Genomic DNA, 13,088 nt, shown 5'->3' with positions numbered 1-13,088 from the left:
GTGAGGTCGGGTGATGGTCGCCCGCAGGCGCCGTTGCCGGCAGGTCCGGGGACGAGTCTACGGCCGCGGGTCGAGCTGCCCGTCGAGCATCTCATCCGCGACGGCGACCGCCTCCGCGTTGGCCTCGAAGTCGGTGTCGAAGCGGTCGTGGGCCACCACCGTGAGCAGCGCGTTGAGCGCGGCGCCGGCGAGGTTGCCCCAGCTGTTGACGTAGGAGAACTGCCACCACCACAGCGCCTCCTCGACGTTGCCGGCGCGGAAGTGGCGCAGGCCGTTCTCGAGGTCGATCGCGATCGAGGCCATGTCGTCGGACAGCCGGCTCTCGACCAGGTCGGGCACGTAGGGGTCGAAGACGAACGAGTACGCGTCGACGCCGCCGAGCATCTCGGCGAGCCGAAGCCGCAGCTCGTCGATGTCGGCCTCGGGGCCCACGTCGGGCTGGTACTCCTCGCGCGGCGAGAAGTCGTTCTGGGCGCCGAGCCGGGCACCGGCCAGCAGGACCTGGCTGATCTCCAGCAGCAGCAGCGAGACCGCCTGCGCACCGTTGCCCTCGCGCGCGATCGCCCGCAGCGCGAGCAGGAAGCTCTCGACGGAGTCGGCGATCTGCTCGCCGAAGCGGGACTCCTCGACCTCGGTCATTGTGCTGATCTCCTTCCGGCGAAAGCTCGTCCGAGGGTGACCTCGTCGGCGTACTCGAGGTCACCACCCACTGGCAGTCCACTCGCCAGGCGGGTCACGCGCAACCCCATGGGCGCCAACAGGCGTGTGAGGTAGGTCGCGGTGGCCTCGCCCTCGAGGTTGGGGTCGGTGGCGAGGATGACCTCGGTGACCTCGCCGCTGGCCAGCCGCGGCATCAGCTCCTTGACGTGGAGCTGGTCGGGACCGATGCCGTCGATCGGCGAGATCGCGCCGCCCAGGACGTGGTAGCGGCCGCGGAACTCGCGGGTGCGCTCGATCGCGACGACGTCCTTGTACTCCTCGACCACGCACAGCACGGTCGGATCGCGCCGCGCGTCACGGCAGATCCGGCACTGCTCGTCCTCGCTGACGTTGAAGCACACCGAGCAGAACTTCACCCGGGCCTTGACCTCGATCAGCACGTCCGCCAGCCGGCGCACGTCGGTGGGCTCCGCCTGGAGCAGGTGGAACGCGATGCGCTGCGCGCTCTTGGGACCCACGCCGGGCAGCCGGCCCAGCTCGTCGATCAGGTCCTGGACGACACCCTCGTACAACGGTGCCTCAGCCCAGGCTCGGCGGCGGGAAGCCGAGCCCGCCGGCCCCACCCCCGCCGAGGCCGTCGGTCAGCGGGCCGAGCGACTCGCCGGCGAGCGCCTCGGACTTGGCGCGGGCGTCGCGGTAGGCGGCGACGATGAGGTCGGACAGGTCGGACAGGTCGTCGGGGTCGGTGCCGTCGAACTCGCCCGTGCGGATCGAGACGCCGACGAGCTCGCCGACGCCGTTGGCGGTCACGGTGACGGCGCCACCCGCGACGGTGCCGTCGACGGTCTTCCGGGCGAGGTCGGCCTGGGCCTGCTCGAGCTGCTGCTGCATCTGCTGGGCCTGCTCGAGGAGGGCGTTCATGTCGAAGCCGCCGCCGCCGAGGGCGTCGAAGGGGTTCTGGGTCATCGGATCTCCCGGGTGAGGGTGGGTGGGCGGACGGGCGGGTCAGTCGTTGCGGATCTCCTCGATCAACCGCGCGCCGAGGGTCTGGCTCAGCAGCGACTCGGTGTCGAGGGCCGCGGACTCGGCGTCGGGGTCGTCGGGGTCGGCGTCGTCGTCGGGCGAGCGCACCGGCTCGACCGGGCCGCTCGCGCGCCGCCGGCGCGGGCGGCCTCGAGCGCCTCGCGCGCGGGTGCGGCGGAGACGACGGGCTGGCTGGGCGGGGCGGGCGGGCTCGTCTGGGAGGCCTCCGACGGGCCGCGGTGCCGGTCACCCAGTCGGGCGGCGTGCCGGGCGCCTCCTGCTGCGGCTGGCCGGGGGGACCCTCGGGGGCCGGCGCAACGGGCTGGGCCGCGGGGTTGGATGCCTGGCGCACGACCGGCTCCTGGGCGGCGGCGCCGCTCGGGTCGACGATCGACTCGACGCGCCAGTCCATCCCGACGACGTCGATCGCGGCCTGGCGCAGGATCTCGTCGCAGCCGCCGTTGACGAACGAGTCGCGGGCACCGGCGTTGGCGAAGCCGACCGTGAGCCGGGTGCCGTCGACGTCGACGACGTGGGCGTGCTGGGACAGCACCATCCAGGCGAGCCGGCGACGGTTCTTGGTCTGCTCGAGGATGTCGGGCCACAGGCGGCGTACGTCGACCAGGCTCAGCCCGCCGCGCGGACCGGCCGGCTGCGCGGCGACCGGCTGCTCGGCGGGGTTGGCCGCGGGCGGCTGGTCCTGCTGGACCGGCGCGGCCGGCTCCTCGACCTGCGGCGCAGGCGCCGGGGCGGGCGTGGGCGCCGGGGCCGACGTCGGCGCCGAGGTGGGGATCGGGGCGGCGGCGGGGGCCCGGCGTCGTGGCCCGGGGCCGGGGTCGGCGCCGAGGTCGGCACCGGCGGGGGCGGCGCCGGCTCGTCGGCGCGGGCGGCGGGCTGCTCCGGCGGGACGGGCAGGGACTGCGGGGCCGGCGGCTGGAGCGGCGCCGGGGCTGCGGGAGCGGCCGCCTCGCGGGCGGCCGCGGCGGGGGTGCCGGTGACGTCGAGGCGCCGCTCGAGCCGCTCGAGGCGGGCCATCACGCCGTCGGAGGTGTGGTCGGCGCCGGGCAGCAGGACCCGGGCGCAGAGCAGCTCGAGGAGCAGCCGCGGCGCGGTCGCGCCGCGCATCTCGGTGAGCCCGGCGGCCACGATGTCGGCGGCCCGGCTGAGCTCGATCGCCCCGAACCTCGCGGCCTGCGCGACGAGGCGCTCGCCGGCGTCCTCGGAGACGTCGATCAGGCCGGTGGCCGGCGCGTCGGGGACGGCGGTGACGATGACCAGGTCGCGCAGCCGGCGCAGCAGGTCCTCGGTGAAGCGGCGCGGGTCCTGGCCGGTCTCGACGACCTTGTCGACGACGGAGAAGACGGTGCCGCCGTCACGCGACGCGAAGGCCTCCACGACCTCGTCGAGCAGCGCGTCGGGGGTGAAGCCGAGCAGGTCGGTGGCGAGCTTGTGGGTCACGCCCTCGGGACCGGCGCCGCCGAGCAGCTGGTCGAGGACCGAGAGCGTGTCGCGGGCCGAGCCGGCGCCGGCGCGGACCACCAGCGGCAGCGCCGCCGACTCGATGGCGACACCCTCCTCGCCGGCGAGCTGGGAGAGGTAGTCGCTGAGCAGGCGCGGCGGGATCAGCCGGAACGGGTAGTGGTGGGTGCGCGAGCGGATCGTCGGCAGCACCTTGTCGGGCTCGGTGGTGGCGAAGATGAACCGCAGGTGGGGCGGCGGCTCCTCGACGAGCTTGAGCAGGGCGTTGAAGCCCTGCGTGGTCACCATGTGGGCCTCGTCGATGATGTAGACCTTGTAGCGGTCGCGCACAGGCGCGAAGAACGCCTTCTCGCGCAGGTCGCGCGCGTCGTCGACGCCGCCGTGGGAGGCCGCGTCGATCTCGATCACGTCGATCGAGCCCGGGCCGCCGCGGGCGAGGTCGCGGCAGCTGTCGCACTCGCCGCACGGGTCGGAGATCGGCGCCTTCGCGCAGTTGAGCGCGCGGGCCAGGATCCGCGCCGACGTCGTCTTGCCGCAGCCGCGCGGGCCGGAGAAGAGGTACGCGTGGTTGACCCGGTTGGCCGCCAGCGCCGCCCGCAGCGGCTCGGTGACGTGGTCCTGCCCGATGACCTCCTCGAAGGTCTCGGGCCGGTAGCGGCGATACAACGCGAGCGGTGACTCCACGTCGTGGAGCCTAACCGGCGGATAAGACAAGGCCCCCCACGCACCCGTCAGAGCTCACTGACCCTTGCTGCCTTCCGGCCCTGGGGGATTGGGCGAGGTGACGCCGCGTGGGGGGTTGCCGGGAGTCTAGGCGAGCCGGGACGGGCTCCCCAAACCCGCGACGACCCGGGCGATTTCACCGCCGCCGGGCGCAGTCGGTAGGCTCCGCCGCGGAGGTATCGCCTAGTGGCCTATGGCGCTCGCTTGGAAAGCGGGTTGGGTTAATAGCCCTCGGGGGTTCGAATCCCCCTACCTCCGCCGGACGAGGCCCCGGACACCGACATCGGTGTCACGGGGCCTCGCTCATCTCCGGTCGACGGTGCGGGTCAGCGCACCTGCGCCTTGAGGCCGTAGCGCCACTCCTCCGAGATCAGCAGGCTGCCCTCGTCGAGGCGGCGCTCGACGGCGTCGACGAGCATCGCGGACGCCTTCTCCGGGTAGACCCGCTCCCAGGACAGCTCGGCGCGGTGCTCGAAGACGTGGTGGATGACGCTGGTCATCAGGCCGCGGTCGACGGGCGGGGCGAGGAAGTTGCTGCCGGCGAGGAACGTCTCGGACCGGTCGGAGCCGAAGCGCAGCGTCACGCACGGCACCTGCAGCACGTTGGCCTCCTCCACGATGGAGCCCGAGTCGGTGACGATGACGGCGCACATCGACATCGCGGCGACCACGTCGAGGTAGCTGTCCCACACCGGCGTCGAGATCAGCGCGTCGCCGTAGCGGGCCTCGAGGTCCTCCAGCCACTGCCGGCGACCGAAGTTGTCGATGGCCGCCTCGGTGCCGAGGAGGCGGATGAACAGGACGTGGTGGCCCTGCTCGAGCAGGGACTCCATGGCGTCCATCAGCAGGTTGAACCGGTCGCGGTTGGTGGTGTTCTCGCGGCGGTGCACGCAGAAGCGCAGGAACGACCCGTCGCCCATCTGCGGGAACTTCTCCAGCACCTGGTTCTTGTCGCTGCCGGCGATCGCCTGCTCGAGCGCGTCGACGACCGAGTTGCCGACGACGTCGATGGCGGCGGGCGCGAAGCCCTCGTCGAGGAGGAACTCGCGGTTGAGCTCGACGGGCGCGGCGTGCAGGTCGGAGCCGGCGTCGCACACGCGGGTGTTGAACTGCTCGGGCGAGGGCTCCCGGCTCCCGCGCGACCAGCTCGCCCGGTCGCGCGACTGCTCGCGGAACGACGCCCAGTCGAGGTCGGCGCCCTGCTCCATCCAGTCGCGCAGCACCTCCGGCTTCGGCGAGAGGGTGCGCAGGCCGGCCTCGACGTGGACCAGCGCCTGGCGCTCGCCGAACGTGGCGAGCGACCCGGCCATCGCGGTCGTGGTGTCGCCGTGGACGTAGGTGATCGGGAAGCCGCCGCGCTCGGCGAAGCCGCGGAGGTAGAGCGCGAGCTTGGCGGTGATCCCGGAGACCAGGTCGTTGACGCCGCCGCGCACCTCGAGGTTGATGTCCTCGCGGACGCCGAACTCGTCGAGCATCGACTGCGACAGGTTGTGGTCGTAGTGCTGGCCGGTGTGGCACAGCACGACGTCGTGGCCACGGTTGCGCAGCTCGTGGTAGATCGGCGCCTGCTTGATGATGTCGGGCTTGGTGCCGACGACGACGATGTGCTGGCTGTTCTCGTGGGACATGGGTTCCTTCGGCTTCGGGGGTGTCGAGCGACGTGGGGGTCAGAGGAGGTCTTCGCGCTCGGAGGCGAGCAGCGCGCGCAGGTGCTCGAGGGGCCCCGCGCCCATCGCTCCCTGCTTGTCGAGGACGTACACGGCGTCGTCGTGGGTGACGACCACCAGGCCGGAGGTGCCGAGCGTGACGATCGGCCGGCCGTCCATGCTGGCGACGAGCATGTCGTCGCACTCGAGCTGGACCGCCGGACCGATGGAGTGCAGGCCCTGCTCGACGAGGACGTGCTGGAGCCGCTTCCAGGTGCCGATGTCGTTCCAGCCGAGGTGACGGGGGACGACGAGGCACTCCATCCCGGCCGCGAGCAGCGGGTAGAGCTCGTGGCCGCCGATCGCCGCGCCGCGGTAGCCGTTGACGTCGGGACGGTCGGCGGCGAACTGCTCGATGGTGTCGAAGACGAGCGGCATCGCCGCCCGGTAGGCGTCGCACGCCTTCGCGACGCGTACGCCGTAGCAGGCGGTGTTCCAGTAGAGGGAGCCCTGGTCGCCGAGCTCGTCGATCGTCGCCGGGTCGGGCTTCTCGTAGAAGCTCGTGATCACCTCGACCGGACCGCCCTCGCCCTGCGTGTGGATGTAGCCGAGGCTGCCGTCGAAGCCCGTCGGCTTCGCGCCGAGCACCACCATCGACTCGGGGCTGTCGTCGAGCTGGGTGAGCATGTCGCGCGAGGCCTGGTTGAAGGCCTCGTCCTCGGTGATGAGGTGGTCGGACGGCGCGATCAGCGCCGGAGCGTTGCCGTACCTGCGGGCGAGCGTCGCGATGCTCAGCGCGAACGCGGTCGCCGGTCCGGCCGGGTCCTCCTCGAGGATCAGGTTCTCCGGGGGCACCGGTCCGAGCGTCTCGCGGGCCGCATCGGCGAACCGGGCGCGGGTCGAGACGTGGATGCGCGCCGGGTCGACGATCTCGCTGAGCCGCTCGATGGTGCCGGTCAGCAGCGGGCGCCCGCCGACGACCGGCTGGAACTGCTTCGGTCGACGGTCGCGGCTGATCGGCCACAGGCGCGATCCCTGGCCACCGGCCAGGATGACGGCGACCGGCTCCTCCGTGGTGGCACTCATGCGGAGATTCCACCACGACCGCTGCGGCGGCGTCGGGGGAACACCCCCAGCGGAGCGGTCACCGGCGCCGCAGCAGCGGTCGCAGCATGACGGCCAGGGCCAGCAGCGAGCCGGCGCCGAGGCCGGACCACAGCAGCATCGCGCGGGGCGTGCTGAACAGGTCGACCGGCTCCGGGGCCGGCGGCGCCTGCGCGTCGGGGCTCAGCGCGCGTCGGGTCGTCTCCACCTTGCCCTGCCGGCCCGGCCGCAGCTCGCGGGTGAGGGCGTCGTAGGCCTGCACCACCCCGGAACCGGTCCACGGGTCGCGGACGTCCGGGTCGGTGGTGAGGCCGGCCCCCTCCGTGGTGGCCTCGAGGCGGGCGACGAGCTGGGCCGCGGTCTCCCTCGGGAACCGCTCGCGCAGCAGCGCCAGGACGCCACTGACCTCGGCCGCCGCCCAGGAGGTCGCGACGTCGGTGGTCGCGCAGACCTGGCCGGTCGCGTTGTAGGAGATCGCCCCCACGGTGGGGGCCGCAACGTCGGTGTCGAGGTTGGGCAGCACGTAGGTCACCGGGTCGGCGCCCTCCGGCGGCACGGCGCTGACCGCGAGCACGCCCGGGTAGTCGGCCGGGAACACGGAGGCGTCGTTGCCCTCGGTGCCGTCGAAGCCGGGGGCGTCCTGCGGTCCCTCCGGCTCGCGGTTGCCGGACGCCGCGACCACGACGGCGCCGGTGGCGACGAGCCGGGCGACCGCGGCCTCGAGGGCGGGGTCGGCCTGGTCGACGGCGAGCGAGATGGTGACGACGTCGAAGTCCTCGCGGCGGTCGGCGGCGAGGACCGCCTCGATGCCGGCGACGACCCCTCCGGACGTGAGCGCCTTCTCCCCCTGGGTGGGGTCGGCCGTCTCCTTGTCGTAGACCTTCACGCTGAAGACCTGCGCGTCGGGCGCCACGCCGCGCGGGCCCGCGACGAGGCCGGCGACGATGGTGCCGTGGCCGGACAGGATCGCGCCCGAGGCGCCCGCGACCGGGCCGAGCTCGGTGGCCGCGAGCCCCTCGAGAGGGCGTACGCCGCTGTCGATGACCGCGACCTTCGCGCCGCGGCCGGTGGCGAGGCGCTGGGCGTCCTCGACGCGCATCCGGTCGAAGACGGGGTTGTCCTTGGCCTTGGTGTCGGCGAGCTGCTCGGACCCGGGGATCTCCTCGGACGAGCACGGCGCCGTCTCCTCGGCCGCACGGGCCGGTGACGCCCAGGCGGGCACCGTAGCGGCCACCACCCCGGCCGCGAGCGCCGTGCGCAGGCGGGCGCGGGTCACGACCCTCCGTCCGCGGACGCGTCGTCCGGCGGCGGGGCGTCCTCCGGCAGCCGGCGCGCCTTGTTGGTCGACAGCGAGACGCCGGGGTCGAAGAACCCGAGCCACGCGCTCCAGACCTGCGGCGGCTGGACGTCGCCGTAGCCGATGTAGCCCGGGACGGCCGAGCCGACCAGCGCGTACTTCGAGCCCTTCGTGTCGATGACGTAGCGGGTGCCGTCGTCGGCGCCCTCGCCCGCTCCGGACAGGACGTACGCGCCACCGCTCGGGTCGACGTCGACCTCGTGGCTGCCGCGGTCGATGCCGCTCGGGTCGGCCGCGCCGGTCGGGTTGGTCGCCAGGGTGACCTCGGGCTCCTGGCCGACCTCGGGGTGCAGCACCGCGCAGAGGGCGCCGGTGCCGACGGCGGTCGGCACGCTGCCGGGCCACTCGGGCGGGGTGTCCGGGTCGTCGAACTGGGCCGACGGCCGGCCCGGGATCTCCGACGCCTGGCCGCCGACGATGCCGTAGAGCAGACCGGCGAACGGGCTGAGCTGCTGGGGGCCCTCGTCGCCGAGGAGGAAGAAGTCGCCCGCGGTCGTGACCAGCAGGTCACCGATGCTGTAGGCGGACAGGTCGACGTCGCCGCCGGAGTAGGTGACCGGCTGGCCGGTGGCGTCGACGCCGAAGGAGGCCGCCTCCAGCGGGTCGCCCGGCGGGAAGAGGTTGAGCCAGTCCGGGTCGACCTCGACCGGCGTGGCGCCGAAGCCGAGCGCGACGCCGAGGGTCGAGGCCTGCGTGGCGTCGGCCGGCATCGGGAAGCGGAAGGCCTGGCCGCGGTCGGTGCCGACCGGGGGCTGGGTGGCGATCAGCCACTGCTCGCCGTCGGAGGAGACGAGGAACGCCGACCCGGCGAGGTCCTCCACCCCGGGCCGGGACTGCACGGCGAGCTGGATGCCGGTGTCGGCCGCCGTGCAGGCGGTCCACCCGTCGTCGACGAGGTCCTCGGCCGCGGGCAGCCCGGCGGGGGCGCCCTCGATGCCGAGGTCGGGGCCGAGCGGGACGCCGCGGATGTACTTGTCGCGCACCGTGTAGGGCGTCAGCTCGGCGTCGCCGAGCAGCAGCTGGGCGGAGACGTAGTTGGGGACCCGCTGGAGCTCCGGGTCGTCGCCACCCCGGAGCACGACGTACTGCTCGCCGGTGTCCTTCGAGATCACGAAGCTGCCCTTGTCGAGCCACTGCGCCGGCGGGCGGCCGAGCAGGAAGCCGGCGATCGCCGCTCCGGCGAGCAGCAGCACCGACAGCGCGACGCCGCCGATCAGCACGCGGCCGGGGCGGACCGGCTCCACCTCACGCCCGCCCGGGGCACCCGAGACGAAGGCGGTCACCAGTCGGCGACGGCTGAAGGCGTGCGCCTCGACGAGGTCCTTCTTGGTCGCCACGGATCAGCCCGCCACGGCGGAGACGAGGCCCGCGGCCAGCACCATCAGCGGCAGCAGGGCGAGCAGCGTGAGGGTCTCGACGACGTCGCCCATCCGGCCGCGCCGCACCGAGGCGGACGCGGGGACGAGGGTCAGCGCGAGCAGGACGGCGCCGATGCCGGCGAGGCCGATCGCGGCGCCGGCGCGCCAGCCGTCGTGGATGAGCAGCATCGACACCGCGACCGAGACCAGGCCGAGGATCCCGGAGGTGAGGCCGGCGAGGACCTCGGAGCCGGTGCGGTACTGCCGGGTGCGGAACATGACGGCGAGGCAGCACACGGCAGCCAGGACCGTGCCGGCGACGCCCCGGTCGACGGCGAACGGCGCGAGCAGCACCAGCAGGGTGCCGACCGTGGCGGAGACCGCGAGCAGGATCTCGTGGCCCACCCGCGCGTCGTCGGCGACCTCGTCGGGATCGATGTCCTCGGGGTCGGCGGTGATGTCGTGCAGCGAGTAGAGCTGGTCGACCTTGGTGCCGGTCACGCCGAGCGCCAGCCACGGGAAGACGCTGCCGGCGAGCACGACGAGGGTGAGCAGCACGGTGAGGACCGCTCCGGGCTCGAACGACGTCACCCGGATCAGCAGGGCGCTGGCCAGCAGCACCGCACCCACCACGATCGCGGGGATGACGAGCGCGCGGCCGCGCTGGAGGCCGACGACCGCGACCAGCCCGACGGCGAGGGTGCCGAGACCGGCGAAGAGCATCGGCTGGGTGAAGAACTCCTCCTCCAGCGGCCAGGCCCAGGCGGGGAGGTCGCCCGGCGCGAGCAGCAGCCCGGCGACCGCGGCGTAGAGCGCGGCGAGCAGCGAGACCGCCACGCCCGCCTCGGGCTCCTGCTGGGCGCGGTCGAGGACGACGCCGCCCACCACGAGCAGCGCGGCGATGACCGCCGCGACGACGCCGCCGAGCAGGCTCTCGCCCTGCAGCAGCAGCGCGAGCGCGCCGAGGCCGAGCAGGATGCTGCCCGCGCCCAGTGCCGTACGCCGTCCGGCGGCGGGCTCCCAGGGCTTCAGCTCGTTCTCCACGACGTCGGCCATCGCCTCGACCACGTCGTCGTAGACGCGGGGGGCGGGGTCGTCGACGCCGGCGCTGACCATGAGCAGGCCGCCATCCTCGATGCCCTGCATCGTCAGGCCGGCGTTGTTGGCCAGCACCCGGCCCTCCTGCGTGACCAGCCGGTAGCCGCCGTAGACGGTCGAGGCGTCGAGCAGCCCCACCGACCGGGCCAGCTCCGGCACGAGCTCGGCGACCGGGATGGAGCCGGGCAGCACGAGATCGACGCGCCTGGACCCCGAGGCGATGGTCACCCGGACCAGGCCCGAGGTGACCGAGGACCCCTGACTCATTGGTGTTTCCCCCTGACAGTGCTTGTGCTGCGTCCGCCCGCGCGGTCGGCGCACCGAACGCGGAGCAGCCTAGGCCATCTCGCCCCGCCGAAAATGGCCCGAGGCCGGACGTCCCCGGAGGGACGACCGGCCTCGGACGGACGGGTGGTGCTCAGAAGCGGTTGGCGCCGCGCGCGTCGGCCGCCTTGTACTCCTGGTTGGACGCGTCGACGCCCTGGCTGGCCTGCTGGAGCAGCAGGGTCATCTCCTGCATCGCCTGGTCCCACTTCGCCTTGGCCTGGTCGTAGGCCATCTTGGCGTTACCGTTCCAGTCGCTCTTCAGCGGGTTGAGCTCGTTCTCGAGCTGGTCGAGGCGGGACTCGATGTCCTTGGCCGCCTTCATCACGTCGGCCGCACCGGCGTCGAGGCTGCCGTGCTGGACCTTGATTCCGTCGAAAGTCATGTCGATCTCCTAGATCTGTGCGAGTCGGTGTCGGCCGGTCAGCCGAGACGGCCCTGGAGGTTGGCGTGGGCGGAGGACTGGCTCTCGTCGGTCGAGACGTTGTCGCGCTCGGTCTCCTTCATCGACGCGGCGAGCTGGTCGAGGGCCTTGAGGATGGTCTCCTGCTTCTGGTCCCACGCGATCATGAGGTTGTTGAACGCGGTGGCACCCTGGCCGCCCCATCCACCCATCATCGTCTGGATGTTGCCGGACAGGACGCCGCACTTGTTCTTCACGTCGCCGCGGGCCTGGTCGACGTAGTCGGCCGCCTTGGAGAGCGCCTTCTCTGTCTGGCCGTACATCTCGCTCATGGAAGATCCTTGTCCCTCGGCGGTCGGACCGACCGAGATTCTGTGTGTGTTGGTGGTGCACTGGTGGTGATCCGGTGCCCGGGGAGACGTCCCGACCCCCCGCGCTGACGTGGCATCTACCCGAGCGGATCGGGCCTAAACATCACGACGTCAATTCCCACAGCCTGCGGAAGACGCCGGCCGCGACGACCGCCGCGGCGAAGGCGAGGCTGCCGCACAGGGACTCGGCGACCTCGGCACGGCGCGACCACCAGACCGAGCGCCAGCCGCGCCCGGTGGCGACGGCTGCGGCGAGCGCCACCGCCCCCAGGGCGACGGCTGCGTAGACGACCGTGCCGAGCTGGTCGGCGCCCGGTCCGACGGCCAGGAACGCGGCCAGCCACGCGAGGGCGGCGAGGCCGGCGAGGCGCAGCAGGTTGCGGGCGGCGACGTGGCGGTACGAGCGCGCGGCCAGCAGCAGCGACAGGCCCGCGAACAGCACCAGGCAGCGCGCGCCGATCCGGTCGAGGTCGATGGTGGCGCGGTGCAGCAGCAGCGGGCTCGCGACCGACACCACGACGAGGATCGCGACCGACGCGCCGGTGACGATGCGCGAGGCCCGCCGGACCAGGCGCTCCATCGCGTCGGCGCCGACGACGATCCGCCCGCGCCGGCCGGCGCGGCCGCTGTCGCGGGCCGACCAGGCGGTCACGGCGAGCCGGTCGAGGTCGAGCAGCGCCTCGTCGGGGACGTCGACGGCCAGCGACGGTGCGAACCGGGCGGCCATCATCGACAGGAACAGCAGGAGGGTCCACGCCACGCGGGCGTCCCAGCCGAGCAGAGCGGTCACGCCGCAGCAGGCGAAGACGGTGAGCCCCGTGACGATCCAGACCGTGGCGACCTCCTCGGCGCCGGAGCCGAGGGCCCGGCCGATGCCGGCGACGACCGCCGCTGCCATCGCCGATGCCCCGAGGATCGCGGGGAGCAGGTGGGCGCCGGGCTCGTAGAGCGCGGCGAAGCCCGCCGCGGCCGCGAAGGCGGGAGCCGCGGCCGCCCGCTGCTGCACGTGGCGGCCGAGCGGGAGCACCCCGGCCAGCGCGCAGCCGAGCAGCACCCCGACGGCGACGGTGCGCGCGGTGTCGTCGCCGGCGCCGGCGGCGTACCACCCGGCGAGCGCGGCCGCCCCGGCGGCGAGCGCGGCGATCGTCGCCGCGAGCTCCGGGGTCTCGGGCGCGTTCTTGGCCTTCTCCAGCAGGGTCGCCCGGCGCGGGCGGTGGACGCCGGTCGTGGCGACCAGCACGTCACCGGAGCGCACCCCGGCGTCGCGCAGGGCCACGGAGGCGTTGAGCCGCTCGCCGAGCGCGGTCTGCAACAGGGGTATGCCGGTGGCCTCCCCCGTCTCCGCGGCCTGCCGGGCGTACTCGCGGGCGACGTCGACGGAGGTCGCGCCGGACGGCACGACGAGGTCGAGCACGCCGGCCGTGCCGTGCACGCTCACGGCGATGGTCGCGTCAGCAGGGCTGGACATCGCGACGTCCGACACGGATTCCCCCTTCGCGTGCATCGGGACGGGCGCTTCTGCGCAGCAGGGTAGTCGCGCGG

Annotated in this window: 13 protein-coding genes, 1 tRNA gene and 1 other RNA gene; 1 reads left to right on the top strand and 14 read right to left on the bottom strand. The window is 73.6% G+C overall.

The genetic code is table 11. The features are described 5' to 3' along the window. Positions 1 to 57: 57 nt before the first annotated feature. The 6 genes from LN652_RS14585 to ffs all read right to left on the bottom strand — a co-directional run bounded on the left by LN652_RS14585 (position 58) and on the right by ffs (position 3,966). A complete protein-coding gene (locus LN652_RS14585; protein WP_230441336.1) occupies positions 58 to 639 on the bottom strand; it encodes a DUF5063 domain-containing protein in 582 nt (193 codons plus the stop codon). Then, positions 636 to 1,232, bottom strand: coding sequence for a recombination mediator RecR (recR, locus tag LN652_RS14580; RefSeq protein WP_230441335.1), 597 nt, complete (start codon positions 1,230 to 1,232; stop codon positions 636 to 638). Before recR ends, LN652_RS14585 begins: the two co-directional genes overlap by 4 nt. A gap of 7 nt (positions 1,233 to 1,239) precedes the next feature. Further along, positions 1,240 to 1,626 carry a YbaB/EbfC family nucleoid-associated protein gene (locus LN652_RS14575; protein ID WP_230441334.1) on the bottom strand — a complete coding sequence of 129 codons (387 nt, stop codon included), beginning with the start codon at positions 1,624 to 1,626 and terminating at the stop codon, positions 1,240 to 1,242. A 39-nt stretch (positions 1,627 to 1,665) separates the two neighbouring features. After that, a complete protein-coding gene (locus LN652_RS21950; RefSeq protein ID WP_268932186.1) occupies positions 1,666 to 1,791 on the bottom strand; it encodes a hypothetical protein in 126 nt (41 codons plus the stop codon). 519 nt (positions 1,792 to 2,310) lie between these two features. Further along, the gene (locus LN652_RS14570; protein ID WP_230441333.1) at positions 2,311 to 3,846 is read right to left on the bottom strand and encodes a DNA polymerase III subunit gamma and tau; all 1,536 of its coding nucleotides are present in this window, start codon (positions 3,844 to 3,846) and stop codon (positions 2,311 to 2,313) included. 22 nt (positions 3,847 to 3,868) lie between these two features. After that, positions 3,869 to 3,966, bottom strand: an RNA gene (gene ffs, locus LN652_RS14565) — signal recognition particle sRNA small type. Between the two features lie 91 nt (positions 3,967 to 4,057). Here ffs and LN652_RS14560 point away from each other — a divergent pair. Next, positions 4,058 to 4,143: transfer RNA gene (locus LN652_RS14560), tRNA-Ser, on the top strand. Between the two features lie 68 nt (positions 4,144 to 4,211). Here the strand turns inward: LN652_RS14560 and LN652_RS14555 are convergent. The 8 genes from LN652_RS14555 to LN652_RS14520 all read right to left on the bottom strand — a co-directional run bounded on the left by LN652_RS14555 (position 4,212) and on the right by LN652_RS14520 (position 13,029). Next, positions 4,212 to 5,513, bottom strand: a complete 1,302-nt coding sequence (locus tag LN652_RS14555) for a UDP-N-acetyl glucosamine 2-epimerase (RefSeq protein ID WP_230441332.1) — start codon at positions 5,511 to 5,513, stop codon at positions 4,212 to 4,214. Between the two features lie 39 nt (positions 5,514 to 5,552). Continuing rightward, the gene (locus tag LN652_RS14550) at positions 5,553 to 6,617 is read right to left on the bottom strand and encodes a sugar phosphate nucleotidyltransferase (RefSeq protein ID WP_230441331.1); all 1,065 of its coding nucleotides are present in this window, start codon (positions 6,615 to 6,617) and stop codon (positions 5,553 to 5,555) included. Between the two features lie 58 nt (positions 6,618 to 6,675). Next, positions 6,676 to 7,911: a S8 family serine peptidase gene (locus LN652_RS14545; RefSeq protein WP_230441330.1), complete on the bottom strand. Its 1,236-nt coding sequence runs from the start codon at positions 7,909 to 7,911 to the stop codon at positions 6,676 to 6,678. Next, the gene (locus LN652_RS14540) at positions 7,908 to 9,329 is read right to left on the bottom strand and encodes a type VII secretion protein EccB (RefSeq protein ID WP_230441329.1); all 1,422 of its coding nucleotides are present in this window, start codon (positions 9,327 to 9,329) and stop codon (positions 7,908 to 7,910) included. Before LN652_RS14540 ends, LN652_RS14545 begins: the two co-directional genes overlap by 4 nt. Before the next feature lie 3 nt (positions 9,330 to 9,332). Next, on the bottom strand, positions 9,333 to 10,715 hold the full coding sequence (gene eccD, locus LN652_RS14535) for a type VII secretion integral membrane protein EccD (protein WP_230441328.1): 1,383 nt from the start codon (positions 10,713 to 10,715) through the stop codon (positions 9,333 to 9,335). Between the two features lie 151 nt (positions 10,716 to 10,866). Then, the gene (locus LN652_RS14530) at positions 10,867 to 11,157 is read right to left on the bottom strand and encodes a WXG100 family type VII secretion target (protein WP_211734006.1); all 291 of its coding nucleotides are present in this window, start codon (positions 11,155 to 11,157) and stop codon (positions 10,867 to 10,869) included. A gap of 38 nt (positions 11,158 to 11,195) precedes the next feature. Continuing rightward, positions 11,196 to 11,507, bottom strand: a complete 312-nt coding sequence (locus tag LN652_RS14525; RefSeq protein WP_230441327.1) for a WXG100 family type VII secretion target — start codon at positions 11,505 to 11,507, stop codon at positions 11,196 to 11,198. A gap of 142 nt (positions 11,508 to 11,649) precedes the next feature. Next, on the bottom strand, positions 11,650 to 13,029 hold the full coding sequence (locus LN652_RS14520; protein WP_230441326.1) for an EsaB/YukD family protein: 1,380 nt from the start codon (positions 13,027 to 13,029) through the stop codon (positions 11,650 to 11,652). Between the last annotated feature and the right edge of the window lie 59 nt (positions 13,030 to 13,088).

Source organism: Nocardioides okcheonensis (genome assembly GCF_020991065.1).
In the GTDB taxonomy this organism is placed as follows: Bacteria; Actinomycetota; Actinomycetes; order Propionibacteriales; family Nocardioidaceae; genus Nocardioides; species Nocardioides okcheonensis.
Note: the sequence above shows the minus strand (reverse complement) of the source record. Positions and strands in the feature narration are given on the sequence as shown.